The organism is Bacteroides sp. GD17, assembly GCF_038448625.1.
In the GTDB taxonomy this organism is placed as follows: domain Bacteria; phylum Bacteroidota; class Bacteroidia; order Bacteroidales; family Bacteroidaceae; genus Bacteroides.
In genome coordinates, this window is the sequence record NZ_JBCEZS010000005.1 from 161,073 (window position 1) to 176,433 (window position 15,361).

Below are 15,361 nucleotides of genomic sequence, written 5' to 3' on the forward strand. Positions count from 1 at the left end.
TCCTTACTTATTTTGCATTTCCGCTTATTTTCAGAACAATGGGAGAAGTATCTGCATTGCAATATACGGTTATCGTCTTGTTGAAATGTTCGGGATGATCGGCTTTATAAGTCACTTCCAAAGCAATATCCTTGCCCGGTTGCACGGGCTCCTTGGAATAGGATACGGAAGTACAGCCGCAAGAAGTGTTCACATGCTCAACAACCAATGGTTTATTACCCGTATTCTTCAAAAAAAAAGTCGCTTTTTGCTCTTTTTGCCAGTCAAAATCACCCAAAGATATAAAATTGCTATCCACCTTTACTTCTGTTTGAAGATTGATACTTTTACTGGTATTCACATTTTTTCCTTGAACAATATTTATATACAATTCCTTTACCTTAGGATTATATATAGGATTGCCCATTGCAATAACTTTATTATCTCGATTTAGCAAGAAAGTTTGTAATTGAATATCCGTAGGAAATCCATTTAGCCGGTCGAAATTATTGTTTGTATCAATGAAAAGAGGATAATCAAAGCCTGTTTTTTTCAGAAAATGAATTAAATCATTGGTAGCTTTTGATTGGAAAACAAAAACAAAAGGAATATTACCATGAGACATAGAATCCATCTTATATATAAAATCTTTCCACTCTGGTAATCGCAATTTACAACTCATGCATCCTATTGAATCGACATAACACAAAATAGTATACTCGCCTTTCTGCAAAGACATTTTTCGTGCCCCCCATTTTCGGCTATAACTAATAAAAGAGGTATCTTTAGGGAAAATAATCTCACGATTTTGCCAATAAGAGATTGTACGCAAGATTCTTTCGTGTTCTGCATTTTTACATGAAAATAGCAAGACAACCATAAAAATAGGAATCAAATATTTCATTTCCGCAAATAGTATTTCAGAATTACAGGATTATCGTCGTCCTTTAACTGCTCCATTTTCTCTATTTCATCTATCGTCATTAAATCAACATTCACTAATTCCGGTATATGATAAGCATCACAAATAGTCATTAATACATTATCAATAATTGCAAAGCAGGGCGGCATTATAAAAGGCTTCCCATCTTTTAGCAAGAAACCTTTCTTCTTCTTTCTATTATATATATAATTTCCCCCCAGTCCTACTCGTCCCTTAGCAAAATGAATATATACATAGTCATCATTAAAAAACTTCACCAAAGGAACTATAAAGTCATTGTCCCGTATATATTGGCTTCGTTCTTGCATCTCTTTTAATAAGGCATCTCTTTTCTTATCGGGCTTTGTACCCTTTGCTTTTGTTCTTTTACCAGCAGCAACCCCTGGAAGTTTATTTTCCTTTATCTCGGCATTTCCAAAGTCAAGAAAAATAATCGGGACAAGTGTCTTATTTATCTCGTCAATCCGATAAAAATAATAATTAATACCTTTGGGAACAAAGTAAAAATCATTTCCAATTTTATGGAAGCAATCCCTATCCATTGTATTTCCAGAAGATATCGTTCCATCATAAACCGCCATATGCGATTGCTGTGTTTCTGTATTCACAAAAGTAACTTCCTGATTTACCCAAATTGAAGGTATTGAGAATATATAATCATCTACATCCAAAGCCATCAATGCATCCACAAAGAACTCCGGATTTATTTTTTTTATAGAAATTAAATCAAAAGCAGGAGTATAAGTGTAAATCACCCCATATGGATTCAGCAAATCAATTCCATTTAAAAAAGGATTGAACTTCATATCGATTGCCATATAATATTCCTGCGGTCCCTCACCTTTCATTTTTTTTGAACTTCCGATAAATTTTCCATCACCAGAGAAAGTCACTACTATTTGATCTCTACCATACACAGCATAAATATCCATATCCTTATCATACATCGCTTTTCTGTAAGCACCTATCAAAGAAGAATCATTCGTTTCTAAAGGTACAATTTCAATCTTCTCTATAAATGACGAAACATCCGAAGATACTTCCTGTAGCTCAATAGGAATATTTTCAATCTCATTATTTCTTTCCGAGTTATCCAATGAACACGCACCAGCAATAGCCACCCCCAATATAATTACTATATTGTTCACAAAAACATATTTTCTTAAACACATTTTCTTAAAGTCCATAAATAAATTTAATTATTAGCACACAAGAATATGTCAAAACTTTGACAAGTGTATCATTCTGTCATTTTAAGCGCAGTGAAGAATCTCTTCTCTCATCATAAAGGAAGGAGATTCTTCAAGCTAAAGTTCTCCAAATGGCAGAATGAAAACTAATTTTAGTTTTGATACACTTTCTAATTTAGTAGAATTAAAGCAATCCAACCATTTCACTAATGCAAACAAGGAGAATCACAAGAATAGGATGTATATCCACAAAAAGCGCAATCATCATAACGAATAAACCAACTCACATAGCAATCTCCCGATGCAGCCCAACAAGCGCCACTTTCACTTCCACATGTAACATCAACTTCTGGCAATTCATAGCGAGCCAATGCTTCCACATTGGCCAACATCAAGTTCGACATCGTTTCCATTCTCTGTGACTGATAAATATTGTAGCCCGCAAATGTTGCAACTACAGCGACCATCAGAATCGCAAAAAGTTTCTTTCCCATTTTTTTTCTTGTTTTTATGGGTTAATATAAAGTTTATTCTTTCCGTAATCTATTCTTTCAACGGAGAAACAAACGTATTGCTTCTTAAGATTAATTCCGTACCTTTGCCTCGACCTCCTTTCTTGGTGGGTTACGGAACGGGCGGTTCATCATGCACCAACAAGACGTTCACCGCCCGTTCCTCTCCATCCATATTTTTACTTTTTTATTTCATTCTATATTCAATTATCGGCTCATCCTTATTCACATCCGTAGCAAGGATGATGCCCTTTTCTTCATTCACGGATATGTCATAAACATGGTGGTCCGACACATATTTGCGAAGCAGTTCTATTTTTTCATGTGAAACCATATCAGAATAGGATTATCTTCTTCGTTAAGTTGTTTTGCAATGTAATGTTTCATATATTGAAAATATAAGTAGTAGTTTTTGTATAAACTAAGCCATAATCAAAGCCAACCGTTTTAGTACACGTCACTCTATATGTTTTCCAATTGGTTCCTATAGTCCCTATAACATATTCCGAATCATCAGCCAACGCTTCCACATTAGCCAGCATCAAGTCCGACATCGTTTCCATTCTCTGTGACTGATAAATATTGTAGCCCGCAAATGCTGCGACTATAGCGACCATCAGAATCGCAAAAAGTTCCTTTCCCATTTTTTTCTTTTTTTTATGGGTTAATAGTCCGAATTCATTTCAGATGTAATATCTGGATAGTCGGGTTTTCGTTCGGGTTCTCATTTTCCTGCCAGGTAACAAATGTATTATCCTGTGTTACAGAAGTTTTCCTACCAATTCCACTATCATCAGAATCATTCACCATTCCTCTCCCTATCCAATATTCGCCAGTCTCTTTTGAATAGACGAATATTCTTAAATCATCAACAGAAGACCAATAGGTCGCCCATATCCACCTTTTTCCTTCCAGATATGTTGTTCGTATAAAATCCTCTAAGTGTTGCAAAGATACAGTTTTCTTATAATTATGCTTCAAATTAGGTTTCATTCTAAAAGGATATTCAACAGAAAGTTCCTGATTTTCAAAATTATACACCACATTATCAAAATTCGGAGCCATAAAACATATTATATCTTCATAAGAACATAATTCCCATTCAGAAGTTATATAAACAAGATGATTGCCGTCCCTTTTTACTAAACACACCATTCCTTGACCGGACTCGTCCACATGATAAATCCCCGCCTCGGGTTCATCCAAACCGGAATTAGACAAAATAAATCCACCTTGAGGACATATCTTAAAATCATCAGGTCTCATTTCTAATTTCACTGTTTTCAGATACTTTCCTTCCGGAGTATAAAACAAAATAGCTTTCTGACCGGAAGACAGAACTGCAATCTGATTCTTTCTGTCATCATACTCAAATTGGCTGATATAGCCGTATTCGCCCGGTCCCTCGCCTTTCCCGGATATTTTATTAAGGTATTTACCATCTCTGCCAAATCGCCATACCGTCTGTTGTTGTCCATCAAAAAGGAATATATCGCTCCGGCTTATTGCCATATCCGTAATTTTACCAATCAGACAACTATCCGTTGTCTCTAAATTAATATGCTCGATAGAATCTACAAATAAAGAATAGCCTATACTGTCTTTCACTCCTTTTGTCAAATCTACAATTACGTTGTTTTGTTTTTGCACTCTGCCTTCCGAACAAGAAAAACAGAATGCAAAAACAAATAAAAAATATACTATTATCTTATGCTTATTCATTTCTAATAGTTTTTTGGCTATTTCCCAGTTTTTAAAAGGTACATTTCATTCAATCGCATTTGCCCCAAGCACTACTATATGCGCATGAACTTTTACTATCCTCTACAGAGATACATCTGGCACCTTTTGCCGCTCCAAATTTATCAAGACAATTAACAAGTTTATAACCATAAGCTTTATTGGGGTCAATTGTATCATCACCTTCATAATAAGCCAATGCCTCCACATTGGCCAACATCAAGTCCGACATCGTTTCCATTCTCTGTGACTGATAAATATTGTAGCCCGCAAATGTTGCGACTACAGCGACCATCAGAATTGCAAAAAGTTTCTTTCCCATTTTTTTCTTGTTTTTATGGGTTAATATAAAAGTTATTCTTTCCGTATCTATCCTTTCAACGGAGAAGCAAACGTATTGCTTCTTCAAATTAATTATGTACCTTTGTCAAAACCTCCTTCTTTAGTGGGTTATGGAATGGATGGTGCGCAATATCCAATAAACGTTAACCATCCGTTCCTTTATTTCATTTCATTCTATATTCAATTATCGGCTCATCCTTGTTCACATCCGTAGCCGTGATAATACCCTTCTGCTCATCCACACTTATACCATATATATAATGGTCCAGCACATACTTGCGGAGCGGTTCACCCGACAGACTAAACACATAGATGTACTGTCCGCCGTCCGGCAAATCAATGCCTTTCTGTGCACTTCGTGCAATCTCCTTGAACGAACGTCCGTGGAAAACCGCATGCAGGACGGGAGTGCTGCAAAGCATCTTCATTGGAAGAGGGAATCGTTCCCGTCTTGCGCAATGGCTTGCCTTGCCGGTTCACCCAACAGAAACGATTGTCACCGGAATAGTCGGGAATGATAAAAGCAGAATCATCGTATTGCACAAAATCCAATGCCCTAAGAATCTCTTTATCCAAGGGTACTGCTTCTTGACGAAGCAGTGAATCACCGGACAAAGCAAATCCAAACCTAACCAATTCTGACTTATTTGCATCGAGTGCCCACAAAAATCCCCTATTCCATCGAATATTTTCGGCAGAAACCAATTCTTCGGGAGAATCTCCCCGCTTGCCGAAAGAAGTCAAATAGATTCCATCGGGGTAATGGAAAACTTGAAAGAAATGGTCCGCTCCATGCAAATCAAGCACCACAGCTTTATCACCTTGCACCCGAACACGAAAAGGATAACGGAACAAAGCGGTGTCCAACGGAATTGTCTCGCCTCGCAGTTCCAGTGTTTCCGGAAAATCGGCATAAAACATTCCTTTTTGCACTGGCGCAGATGTGCATGCTGCCAGCAAAAGAAATAGGAACAATATGTTAATAGAGTTCTTCAAGACTATAACCTTCTACTACGTACTGAACTTTAATTTGTGTTCCGGGACAATCCACACTTCCCGTCCCGGCACAGTCTATAGGAAGATCACTTTCGCCATACGCCAAAGCTTCTATATTCATTAGAAGCAGGTCATTCGACTTCTTTCCTGATTTAAACCCATGAAATGCAGTAAATGCACAAACGGCAAACAGACCGATTACAATAACTCTCTTTTTCATCTTCAATATTCGTATTAGATATTTCACACACAATACTTCTGTGCTGATTTTCGACGGACAAACTTACGCATAAAGTAATATACGCTCAAAATTTAATGACTGACCATTAGTGACCAAGTGTATTTTCGGGGAATGTCAGTAATGGTCAGTCTTGCTTTTCAGGCTCCGAGACGGTTTTTTCTTCGATGAAATGGGGATTTTTAGCTAATGATACCTTTAGAGCAGGCACAATAGAAAGCCAGGTTCACAATCCCATTCAGCCACTTCGGCATCCGTTTCAGCTTCTTCGTCATAGGGTTTCCTTACTTATTTTGCATTTCCACTTATTTTCAGAACAATGGGAGAAGTATCTGCATTGCAATATACGGTTATCGTCTTGTTGAAATGTTCGGGATGATCGGCTTTATAAGTCACATTCAATGCTATCTCCTTTCCCGGTAGAGCAGGTTCTTTAGAGTACTCTACAGCAGTACAACCGCAAGAGGTGTTCATGTCTTCAATCACTAAAGGCTTGTTACCTATATTCTTCAAAAAAAAGTCACTTTTTGCTCTTTTTGCCAGTCAAAATCACCCAAAGAAACAATGGTTTTATCCATACTAACTTTGGTCCTTATGATTATATTATTGCCCTCCAATTCCACTTTATCACCCCTAATTATCTTCAAATACAGTTCTCTTATTTTATGATTATGAATAGGATTTCCTATTGCTAAAACTCTATTGCTGCAATTTAACAAAAAACAATGAAAAGTTGATTTGTTTGGCAACTGATTCATAGAATAGAAGTGATTGCCTACATCAAAAATTATAGGATAATTGAACATATCTCTTTCTATAAAGAATTCTATCTCTTCTTTTTTCTTTGGATGAACAAAAAAAAGAACCTGCACTTCTCCTGCAAATATAGAATCCAAATCAGATATAAACGCTTTCCATTTTGATAATTGCAATTTACAACTAGTACATCCAGTAGAATCTACATAATTCAGAATCGTAAAAGAGGACTTTCTAAAACAATTTTCCGTTAGATCTTTATTTAATAGAGTGAAATTCATCTCAGAAGGATAAAACATCTCTTTCCCTATCCACTCCGTCAAAGTCTGTCCAACCATCCTTCGATTACTTCCACTACAGGCCATAAGTAGCCCACATAACAAAAGTAAACTTATACCCCATTTTCCCATACATTGCATAATTAAAACTTACCAATAAATAAAAAAGTAATACTTTCTCAAAACTTCGGTTCATAAAAAGCAAATATCGGATTACCGTCTTCCAAACACTTGTCGGCCAATTCATCTAAAATATTACTTTTCTCTGAATTTCTTTTAGCTATTGGCAATATTTCAAATGGGCGCATTACACTCAATAATAATTTGTTTGTATCATCCGTATCATAAGCCACAGCATGAATTGGTAACAAATTTTCATCCAACGTCAAAGAACTATGGTATAATATATTGCCATCTTCTTTTGCGAGAACACATTTACTTGGTTTATCTTTATAAAAATAGGCAAAAAACAAATATTCATTCCACTTATAAAAAGCATGGATAGAAGGGGTTATACCTTCTATTCTCAGTTTATCAACTTGCTTTCTATCATCACTCAGGCTTATGTGTTCTTTACCTATCTGCACTGCTATATAGGGATTTAAATCACCATTCTCCTTTACTGAGTAGATTGTATCATTAAATGGAAACAAGGTAAAAATTGAATCATCATAAGTATAAAAATTATTTGCACCTTCACCATGTGTAAATGAATATCCACATAAATGCTTATTGAACGGAATCCTATCATAGACTTTCTTACTCTTATCATAAAAAGCATAACTACGATAAGAATTATCCGGGTTCCTGTCTGCAAAACCTAATTTCCTATTCAGTGCAAACTTTCCATTTGAAAAAACATAAAGACCTTCAGCCTTATCAATCTTTAGTGTACACAGTAATGAATCAGCCAAACTATATTGTAGTAATTGAGCCCCAGATCCATCTAACAAAAATAAAGTATCATTCTTGACAGTAAAATCCACAAGAGATACATATTCACCTGGCCCTTGTCCCAAATGGTTATAACATTTCAAAAAATCGCCTTTATCATTGAAAGTAAATATTTTTCTCTCCCTGCCATCCAATACATAAATATTGTTTTTATAAAATACAATCTTTGACACTCTTTTGATGAGACACTCAGCATTTGTTTCTAAAGCAACAAGACGTTTAAATTTAAAAAGAGAATCAAATATTTCAGGTGAATCCTCCCTGCTTAAGGGTACTTCTATTGTAACACAATCTACCAGTTTATCAGAGCGTACACCTTGATTACATGAAAGTACCAAAAAAGTCAATAATATAATCAGCGTATTTTTTTTCATAATAAATATTTTAGCCTACTCCTATTTTTTTAATAATACAAATACATGAGGGCTCGTTAGTAATCGTTTTTCTATTTTTATCTTTAACAAATTTCAAATAAAAAATAACAATGCCCTCATATCATCCAAGACTATATCAGCCTTATAGTCCATTTATTCACAAGATAACAATCCTGAACCATCACACACAATAGTAATTACTGTTCTTTTCTTCCCTGTTTTAGGATCCGTATAATCAGTTGTAATTTTATCCACTCTATCATAGTCATCAGCACTTTCATTATCAGCCAATGCCTCCACATTGGCCAGCATCAAGTCCGACATCGTTTCCATTCTCTGTGACTGATAAAGATTGTAGCCTGCAAATGTTGCGACTACAGCGACCATCAAAATCGCAAAAAGTTTCATTTAAGTTCTAAGAAACTCAATACAGCTACTCCTTCATTTAATTCTATAGATTTATAAGCATCAGGGAACTGTTCTTTTGGAAATTCATCTGTATATACAATCACTAATGTATTAGGAATATTTGATGAAACCGGACGTCCAATTTCAGTATATCCCGAGATGTCCAATTTAAGCAAAGATCCAATATCCACCTTTCCATCTCTTTTTCGGCATATCGTCCATGCTACTTGATGCTCAGGAAACATAAACCACAAAGACAATATGTAGTTCTCACCATCAATCGTGAAAGGAGAATAAGCGCATTTTTCCTTTGTTTTGAGCATTTCGCTATCTGAGCATTCTAAATCAATTAACATTTTTCTGTCACATATCAATTTCATTGTTTTTACAGCAGTATCGCCCATCGAATTCATTTGGTAATAACTTCCATCAGCAGGATTATAAACCTGAATTTGACCATCACTTTTTGTATATAAAGTATTCCAATCAGAATGAATATATGGACTCCCTTGTTTATATTCAAGCACTTCTTTTCTGTTTCCACTAAATTGATCTGTAGTCCATACCCCTCTACCATTTTCATCATCAGAAAGGCGGTGACACAGGAAATGTCCATTAGGCAATACTGCAATATCATCAAAAACAAGTGCATGTGACATTTTTACAGTATTCAAAAATTTTCCATCAAATGAAAAATTATAGATGGTTCTTGCTCCAATATCACACACAAAAACACTTGTGTCATTAGCAAAAAAATTACTCATGCATGCATATTCTCCAGGGCCTTGCCCCCTTTTCCCTATAGTATTAAGAAATGTGCCGTCCTTAGCAAAACGAAATACGATATTTTGCCTCTTATCTACAACAAAATAATTATCATCCTTTAAAACGACTTCATCCACTACTCCCCAAAAATACGGAGATGGAAGCTGAAGTTTCACAGAGTGCATTTCTTTCGTAAAAGTTGACAAAAACAAATTCGACTTTGGATTACTTAAATAAGCAGTGTATGTTACTGCCTCATCAAAAGCAGAATGACAAGAGAAGAAAGTACTTAGCAACAACAAAGCCAGCACAAAAAACGACACAGTATTTTTCATATTTATATGTATTTTACAAATAAGAAGTTGTATCAAAATTTATTATTATATTTTACCCTCATTAAAAAACAATCTGAAGTTCAGCATACATTAACATACCAGCCCCCCTCATGTTATTCTATATGAAAGAATACTCTATAGATATCAAATTTTGATACACTTTCTTGAATTAGCAACGATCTAATCCTTTTGCACACCCACTATATTTACTAGAAACACTCTCACAGCATGGAACTATAGTAGAGACATTAGCACCTTTAATCCATATAACTTTAGAACTTTGCTTATAATATGGTTCCAATGTAGAATCAATATTCCCATGGTCACTTCCTTCTTCTTGTGCTAACGATTCAATATTTTGCAAGACTAAATTGGAGAAAGCTTCCAAGTTTTGATATTTGTATGCTGTAAAAAAGCTGCAAATAGATAAAAAAAAGCAACTAAGCAAAAAAAGTTTTTTATTTTTCATAAGTAAATTAATTAATCGTTAAACAAATAGTGACTATTTATCATATTTAAATAATCATTGTAAACATTCTTATTGATAGTAGGATCGCCTATATTAATAATTCTATTATTGGGATCAACTAACCAAACGTGAGATTCGGAATCACTCATTTTGTTAGTTTTTCTAAACAAGCAATTATTATCTATACAAATGGGAGTTAAGAAATTGTATGATTTTAGCATTGTATAGATCTCACGTTGGTATAATGGTTCCATAATAATAATGAACTCTGTTTTAGAAGAAGTTATGGAATCAACTTCTAAAATAAGATTTTTCCAATTACCAATATTGAACTTACAACTAATACATTCCTCTTTACCTATAAGCACTAATATTTTATATGAGGAATTAGCTATATCATAAATAACAGAGTCACGCCCAAATTGCGAGTAACAATTTTTCGCTGGAAGAATTAACTGTTTCCCTTTCCACTTGCTCGCTTCCTTAATATTACTACAATGTTTTTCCATACATCCACTTATAGATAATAGAAACAAGAATAAGCAAACAGATTTAAAGAACATTAGCATATACTTCATAATGTTATTTTTAAAATAGGTCTTACACATCAACTTTACTTTCTTATATAAAAATCCGTATCTATCGTTTCAACGGAAAAAGCAAACACGTTGCTTCTTCAAATTAAATATGTACCTTTGCCGTGACCTCCTTTCTTTAGTGGGTTATGGAATGGATGGTGCGCAATATCCAATAAACGTTAACCATCCGTTCCTTTATTTTATTTCATTTTATACTTTATTATCGGCTCGTCCTTGTTCACATCCGTAGCTGTGATAATGCCTCTCTGCTCATCCACACTTATACCATATATATAATGGTCCAGCACATACTTGCGGAGCGGTTCACCCGACAGACTAAACACATAGATGTACTGTCCGCCGTCCGGCAAATCAATGCCTTTCTGTGCACTTCGTGCAATTTCCTTGAACGAACGTCCGTGGAAAACCGCATAGATGGCACTGTCCGTAACCTGTACATCACTGAATCCCATGATGCCCGTAGGTATGCCGTAGCCTTGCGAAACCTGGAACTCCGGTTCGCCGTGTGGGCCGATGCGTACCACGTGCGTACTGTCCTTCAGGTTATAGACTTCGATTACTTCGCCCAGTTGGGTCACTGCGGCAAGCACCCCGTTTCGGGGATTATAGTCGATGAAGCTACGCCATGCCTGCGCCAAGGCAGGACGGGCATTCTTCAAAGCATCTTCATCGACAGAGGGTATAGCTCCCATCTTGCGAAGCAACTTACCCTGTCGATTGACCATGCAGAAACGACTATTCCCCGAATAATCGGGAACGATAAAAGCAGAATCATCGTATTGCACAAAATCCAACGCCCTAAGAATCTCTTTATCCAGGGGTACTGCTTCTTGGCGAAGTAGTGAATCACCGGACAAAGCAAATCCAAACCTAACCAATTCTGACTTATTTGCATCGAGTGCCCACAAAAATCCCCTATTCCATCGAATATTTTCGGCAGAAACCATTTCTTCGGGAGAATCTCCCCGCTTGCCGAAAGAAGTCAAATAGATTCCATCGGGGTAATGGAAAACTTGAAAGAAATGGTCCGCTCCATGCAAATCAAGCACCACAGCTTTATCACCTTGCACCCGAACACGAAAAGGATAACGGAACAAAGCGGTGTCCAACGGAATTGTCTCGCCTCGCAGTTCCAGTGTTTCCGGAAAATCGGCATAAAACATTCCTTTTTGCACTGGCGCAGATGTGCATGCTGCCAGCAAAAGAAATAGGGACAATATTTTAATAAAGTTCTTCAAGGCTATAACCTACTACTACGTACTGAACTTTAATTTGTGTTCCGGGACAATCCACACTTCCCGTCCCGGCACATCTTATTGGGACATCACTTTCGTCATACGCCAATGCTTCTACATTCATAAGAAGCAGGTCATTCACCTTCTTTTCTGATTTAAACCCATGAAATGCAGTAAATGCACAAACTGCAAACAGACCGATTACAATAACTCTCTTTTTCATCTTCAATATTCGTATTAGATATTTCACACACAATACTTCTGTTCTGGTTTTCGACGGACAAACTTACGCATAAAATAATATACGCTCAAAATTTAATGACTGACCATTAGTGACCAAGTGTATTTTCGGGGAATGTCAGTAATGGTCAGTCTTGCTTTTCAGGCTCCGAGACGGTTTTTTCTTCGATGAAATGGGGATTTTTAGCTAATGATACCTTTAGAGCAGGCACAATAGAAAGCCAGGTTCACAATCCCATTCAGCCACTTCGGCATCTGTTTCAGCTTCTTCGTCATAGGGTTTCCTTACTTATTTTGCATTTCCACTTAACAAATTATTTCATCAATGGGCAGATTGCTAAAATAGGATTAGAATCAAACTGTATATCGGTGGACAGTTGCTTACTCAGTTCAACAAAGCTGTCTTCTGAAAATATAGACGGATAAACGGGATAAACCAGTATGGTGTCCGTGGCATACAATAAGTTTGTGGAGATGGGATATTTAGCCGGCTGCATAAAAGGATTGCTGAACACGTTTCTTTCCCCCGAGTTCAGGTCATAGTAACAGTTGTAACTGTTTGATGTGCCCAATCCTACACCGGAAAATGAGAAGAAAAGCCTATCACGATTCACAAAACATCGGTTGATGTTTCCCAAGTAATCTGTTGCGGAAAGCAGCTTGTCATAATCCTCCATATTCCTTGTCTTGACAATCCTGTCATAGGGTAATGTAGCATCTCCAAAATCGACTTGCAGAAAAGGCTCAACATCCGTACCGATAATCTCATGGATGATGTTGCTCGACGGATAGTAGAAAAATACCCTTCCGTGCCCATCGCATACAAATGTAGAAGAGAATGTTACATTTACAAATTCACTTTGTGGAAAATATTGTTTTTCTATATTCTGCAAATCAGCACTTAAGAGGGTCAGATTATAATGTTCCGGATTATCCTTGCTAAAACAACTATATACCCAAACGCCCTCTTTGCTCTTGAAGAAGGAGTTGAAGTGGACCACTGCTTTCTGACTTCTATCCAGCAAATTTCCTTCCAAATCATAAGTATAGATACAATTTTGGAATCTCTCATGCGCAAATATCAACATCTGTTCTTTGTCAAACTGAATATCATTTATAAACAGATATTCATCCGGTCCTTCATCTTTCTCGCCAATCTTCCTGATGAACTTGCCATCGGCACCAAACAGAAAAACAGCCATTGATTTCTGATCGAAAACAACGATATATCCATCCGTCAGATATATTTTGGTAAACTCGCCGATAAGTGCGTCTGTAGTGGTTTCCAATGCTACATACCTAATCTTGTCAAAATACTTTTCGGCATCCAGATCTTCACATTTGCTTATATCTATGTCTACGACATTGGCAGGAGAGACCTCTTTCTGCAAGGAAGGGGAACAGGAACAAGTGAGCAGAACAAATATTGCTATTATAAAATTAAACTTTTTCATAGTCTAAATAAATTAAGATTATCTACTTAGTAAACATAACGGCATGTTACAGTTTCTTTCCCATTTTTTCCTTGTTTTTATGGGTTAATATAAAAGTTATTCTTTCCGTGATGAAAAACATGTTGAATCAGGTATTATGATAATTTTACCCATCCACCCATTCAATACGGACTTGACAAGCCGTTCTTTATCTAACTGTTTACATGAAGCAAGACACAACAAGAAAAGAGCTAAATACAATCTATTCTTCATACACGCCAAACTTTACAAGAATAGGAACTAATTTTTCTTTATCTATATACTTCTGAACAGTAGCATAAAAAGAAGATTCCTCTGAAAGATACTCCGGATATATTATTCCCCAAAAAGAATTGCCTTCTATAGTGACAATACTTAAGCCTAACTTCATATCTGCAGGGCCGGCCCACAATGCTCCGTTTTTTTTATTACTATATATGTCATAATAAACTTGTGACGGACCAACGACTTTAGCATAAAGCCAATCTACACTCTCTTTCACATCCACTATTGATTTAAAATATTCTTCTATCCGATCAATTCTTTCAAATTGTCTACTCGTTATCGGCAGCTCTCTCTCAGGCAATTCTTCACTACCAAAATCAAGATAGTATTTAGGGGTAAGCAGCCCATCTGTAAACTCATCAATAACAAACCGACCATAATCAGGTGCAACCAAACTAGTCATTCCATAAGTACAGAAACGATTGGTTATAAGTTGATATCCTTCCCTTTTTCTTAAGCCGTGCAATTTTGTGCCATCCCAATTATAGATGGAATACTCTCCCACATCCGTGAAAAACAAATAATCATCATCCTGAAGATGAATAAATTTATAATACATAGTTATATCAGACATGCCAAGTTTGCTTTTCTTAATAAAACTACAATTTTCAGTGTCATACATAAGAATTCCTGTTACATCAAGCAGTTCTATCCTTTCATTTTGTCTACCAGAAAATATAATATCACGTAAGTCTACACATTCAAAATCTGCACCTCCTTGACGGCCTATTGTACATAAAAACTTTCCTTGGCGATTGTACACATACACACATTTCATTTTATAATCCCAAAACAAAATACGTTTATCACTTATCAAACATTTATTTGCTATAGTGAGTAAGGAGTCCTCATTCTCATCCAAACAGATCACTTCTTCCAAATGAATTAAAGATGCCCAATTCTCAAAATTAGGTTTCTCTAGATGAAGTACTTTTTCAGTATCTAATACCTTCTCACGATTAGAACAAGAGAATGTTGTGAAGAGCAATAAACTTATAACAAGATAATATTTTCCCATAATATTAAAATTTCAGCTAACTAGAGATTCAAATTATGAGTCAAAAACGAGCTCATAATTCGAATCTCACAAATTAATCATACATTAGCAATCACTAGAAGAGCAGTCATCGTATTTAAACCCATGAAATGCAGTAAATGCACAAACTGCAAACAGACCGACTACAATAACTCTCTTTTTCATCTTCAATATTCGTATTAGATATTTCACACACAATACTTCTGTGCTGATTT

At 36.0% G+C, this 15,361-nt stretch carries 19 protein-coding genes and 1 pseudogene; all 20 read right to left on the bottom strand.

Annotation, left to right across the window (positions count from 1 at the left end; all coding sequences use genetic code 11):
* Nucleotides 1–7: 7 nt before the first annotated feature.
* Nucleotides 8–883, bottom strand: a complete 876-nt coding sequence (locus AAE250_RS09695; RefSeq protein ID WP_294597893.1) for a DUF1573 domain-containing protein — start codon at nt 881–883, stop codon at nt 8–10.
* Nucleotides 880–2,109 (bottom strand): 6-bladed beta-propeller, encoded by a 1,230-nt coding sequence (locus AAE250_RS09700; RefSeq protein WP_294597895.1) that lies wholly within the window; start codon nt 2,107–2,109, stop codon nt 880–882. Before AAE250_RS09700 ends, AAE250_RS09695 begins: the two co-directional genes overlap by 4 nt.
* 209 nt (nt 2,110–2,318) lie before the next feature.
* Entirely contained in the window at nt 2,319–2,606 is a 288-nt protein-coding gene (locus tag AAE250_RS09705; protein ID WP_294597898.1) for an NVEALA domain-containing protein, read from the bottom strand.
* A gap of 205 nt (nt 2,607–2,811) precedes the next feature.
* Entirely contained in the window at nt 2,812–2,958 is a 147-nt protein-coding gene (locus tag AAE250_RS09710; protein ID WP_294597901.1) for a hypothetical protein, read from the bottom strand.
* A 49-nt stretch (nt 2,959–3,007) separates the two neighbouring features.
* On the bottom strand, nt 3,008–3,268 hold the full coding sequence (locus tag AAE250_RS09715; RefSeq protein ID WP_294597903.1) for an NVEALA domain-containing protein: 261 nt from the start codon (nt 3,266–3,268) through the stop codon (nt 3,008–3,010).
* 34 nt (nt 3,269–3,302) lie between these two features.
* Nucleotides 3,303–4,346 carry a 6-bladed beta-propeller gene (locus AAE250_RS09720; RefSeq protein WP_294597906.1) on the bottom strand — a complete coding sequence of 348 codons (1,044 nt, stop codon included), beginning with the start codon at nt 4,344–4,346 and terminating at the stop codon, nt 3,303–3,305.
* A 49-nt stretch (nt 4,347–4,395) separates the two neighbouring features.
* Complete coding sequence (locus AAE250_RS09725) at nt 4,396–4,686, bottom strand: NVEALA domain-containing protein (RefSeq protein WP_294597908.1); 291 nt, start codon at nt 4,684–4,686, stop codon at nt 4,396–4,398.
* A 184-nt stretch (nt 4,687–4,870) separates the two neighbouring features.
* A pseudogene (locus AAE250_RS09730) lies at nt 4,871–5,702 on the bottom strand (BF3164 family lipoprotein).
* A complete protein-coding gene (locus AAE250_RS09735) occupies nt 5,686–5,922 on the bottom strand; it encodes an NVEALA domain-containing protein (protein ID WP_342288882.1) in 237 nt (78 codons plus the stop codon). The pseudogene AAE250_RS09730 and the gene AAE250_RS09735 overlap by 17 nt, the downstream one beginning before the upstream one ends.
* A 306-nt stretch (nt 5,923–6,228) precedes the next feature.
* Nucleotides 6,229–6,453, bottom strand: coding sequence for a DUF1573 domain-containing protein (locus tag AAE250_RS09740; protein ID WP_294597914.1), 225 nt, complete (start codon nt 6,451–6,453; stop codon nt 6,229–6,231).
* The gene (locus tag AAE250_RS09745) at nt 6,450–7,106 is read right to left on the bottom strand and encodes a hypothetical protein (RefSeq protein ID WP_294597917.1); all 657 of its coding nucleotides are present in this window, start codon (nt 7,104–7,106) and stop codon (nt 6,450–6,452) included. Before AAE250_RS09745 ends, AAE250_RS09740 begins: the two co-directional genes overlap by 4 nt.
* 47 nt (nt 7,107–7,153) lie before the next feature.
* On the bottom strand, nt 7,154–8,302 hold the full coding sequence (locus AAE250_RS09750) for a 6-bladed beta-propeller (RefSeq protein ID WP_294597920.1): 1,149 nt from the start codon (nt 8,300–8,302) through the stop codon (nt 7,154–7,156).
* 153 nt (nt 8,303–8,455) lie between these two features.
* The gene (locus AAE250_RS09755; protein WP_294597922.1) at nt 8,456–8,710 is read right to left on the bottom strand and encodes an NVEALA domain-containing protein; all 255 of its coding nucleotides are present in this window, start codon (nt 8,708–8,710) and stop codon (nt 8,456–8,458) included.
* Entirely contained in the window at nt 8,707–9,810 is a 1,104-nt protein-coding gene (locus AAE250_RS09760) for a 6-bladed beta-propeller (protein ID WP_294597925.1), read from the bottom strand. The genes AAE250_RS09755 and AAE250_RS09760 overlap by 4 nt, the downstream gene beginning before the upstream one ends.
* Nucleotides 9,811–9,979: 169 nt before the next feature.
* Nucleotides 9,980–10,279 carry a hypothetical protein gene (locus AAE250_RS09765; RefSeq protein WP_294597928.1) on the bottom strand — a complete coding sequence of 100 codons (300 nt, stop codon included), beginning with the start codon at nt 10,277–10,279 and terminating at the stop codon, nt 9,980–9,982.
* 11 nt (nt 10,280–10,290) lie between these two features.
* Nucleotides 10,291–10,788 (bottom strand): hypothetical protein, encoded by a 498-nt coding sequence (locus tag AAE250_RS09770; protein ID WP_294597931.1) that lies wholly within the window; start codon nt 10,786–10,788, stop codon nt 10,291–10,293.
* A gap of 269 nt (nt 10,789–11,057) precedes the next feature.
* Entirely contained in the window at nt 11,058–12,041 is a 984-nt protein-coding gene (locus tag AAE250_RS09775) for a BF3164 family lipoprotein (protein ID WP_342288883.1), read from the bottom strand.
* Nucleotides 12,042–12,099: 58 nt separating this feature from the next.
* Nucleotides 12,100–12,336 carry an NVEALA domain-containing protein gene (locus AAE250_RS09780; RefSeq protein ID WP_342288884.1) on the bottom strand — a complete coding sequence of 79 codons (237 nt, stop codon included), beginning with the start codon at nt 12,334–12,336 and terminating at the stop codon, nt 12,100–12,102.
* A 331-nt stretch (nt 12,337–12,667) separates the two neighbouring features.
* Nucleotides 12,668–13,807, bottom strand: a complete 1,140-nt coding sequence (locus tag AAE250_RS09785; RefSeq protein WP_294597934.1) for a 6-bladed beta-propeller — start codon at nt 13,805–13,807, stop codon at nt 12,668–12,670.
* Nucleotides 13,808–14,048: 241 nt separating this feature from the next.
* On the bottom strand, nt 14,049–15,128 hold the full coding sequence (locus tag AAE250_RS09790; RefSeq protein ID WP_294597935.1) for a 6-bladed beta-propeller: 1,080 nt from the start codon (nt 15,126–15,128) through the stop codon (nt 14,049–14,051).
* Nucleotides 15,129–15,361 lie beyond the last annotated feature (233 nt).

What these genes read in the sequence shown, in the direction of transcription:
- AAE250_RS09735 (WP_342288882.1), bottom strand. Translation starts at nt 5,922, where the DNA reads ATGAAAAAGAGAGTTATTGTAATCGGTCTGTTTGCCGTTTGTGCATTT.
- AAE250_RS09765 (WP_294597928.1), bottom strand. Translation starts at nt 10,279, where the DNA reads ATGAAAAATAAAAAACTTTTTTTGCTTAGTTGCTTTTTTTTATCTATT.
- AAE250_RS09790 (WP_294597935.1), bottom strand. Translation starts at nt 15,128, where the DNA reads ATGGGAAAATATTATCTTGTTATAAGTTTATTGCTCTTCACAACATTC.
- AAE250_RS09745 (WP_294597917.1), bottom strand. Translation starts at nt 7,106, where the DNA reads ATGGGAAAATGGGGTATAAGTTTACTTTTGTTATGTGGGCTACTTATG.
- AAE250_RS09695 (WP_294597893.1), bottom strand. Translation starts at nt 883, where the DNA reads ATGAAATATTTGATTCCTATTTTTATGGTTGTCTTGCTATTTTCATGT.
- AAE250_RS09710 (WP_294597901.1), bottom strand. Translation starts at nt 2,958, where the DNA reads ATGGTTTCACATGAAAAAATAGAACTGCTTCGCAAATATGTGTCGGAC.
- AAE250_RS09760 (WP_294597925.1), bottom strand. Translation starts at nt 9,810, where the DNA reads ATGAAAAATACTGTGTCGTTTTTTGTGCTGGCTTTGTTGTTGCTAAGT.
- AAE250_RS09700 (WP_294597895.1), bottom strand. Translation starts at nt 2,109, where the DNA reads ATGGACTTTAAGAAAATGTGTTTAAGAAAATATGTTTTTGTGAACAAT.
- AAE250_RS09750 (WP_294597920.1), bottom strand. Translation starts at nt 8,302, where the DNA reads ATGAAAAAAAATACGCTGATTATATTATTGACTTTTTTGGTACTTTCA.
- AAE250_RS09785 (WP_294597934.1), bottom strand. Translation starts at nt 13,807, where the DNA reads ATGAAAAAGTTTAATTTTATAATAGCAATATTTGTTCTGCTCACTTGT.
- AAE250_RS09770 (WP_294597931.1), bottom strand. Translation starts at nt 10,788, where the DNA reads ATGGAAAAACATTGTAGTAATATTAAGGAAGCGAGCAAGTGGAAAGGG.
- AAE250_RS09720 (WP_294597906.1), bottom strand. Translation starts at nt 4,346, where the DNA reads ATGAATAAGCATAAGATAATAGTATATTTTTTATTTGTTTTTGCATTC.
- AAE250_RS09705 (WP_294597898.1), bottom strand. Translation starts at nt 2,606, where the DNA reads ATGGGAAAGAAACTTTTTGCGATTCTGATGGTCGCTGTAGTTGCAACA.
- AAE250_RS09755 (WP_294597922.1), bottom strand. Translation starts at nt 8,710, where the DNA reads ATGAAACTTTTTGCGATTTTGATGGTCGCTGTAGTCGCAACATTTGCA.
- AAE250_RS09725 (WP_294597908.1), bottom strand. Translation starts at nt 4,686, where the DNA reads ATGGGAAAGAAACTTTTTGCAATTCTGATGGTCGCTGTAGTCGCAACA.
- AAE250_RS09715 (WP_294597903.1), bottom strand. Translation starts at nt 3,268, where the DNA reads ATGGGAAAGGAACTTTTTGCGATTCTGATGGTCGCTATAGTCGCAGCA.
- AAE250_RS09775 (WP_342288883.1), bottom strand. Translation starts at nt 12,041, where the DNA reads ATGTTTTATGCCGATTTTCCGGAAACACTGGAACTGCGAGGCGAGACA.
- AAE250_RS09780 (WP_342288884.1), bottom strand. Translation starts at nt 12,336, where the DNA reads ATGAAAAAGAGAGTTATTGTAATCGGTCTGTTTGCAGTTTGTGCATTT.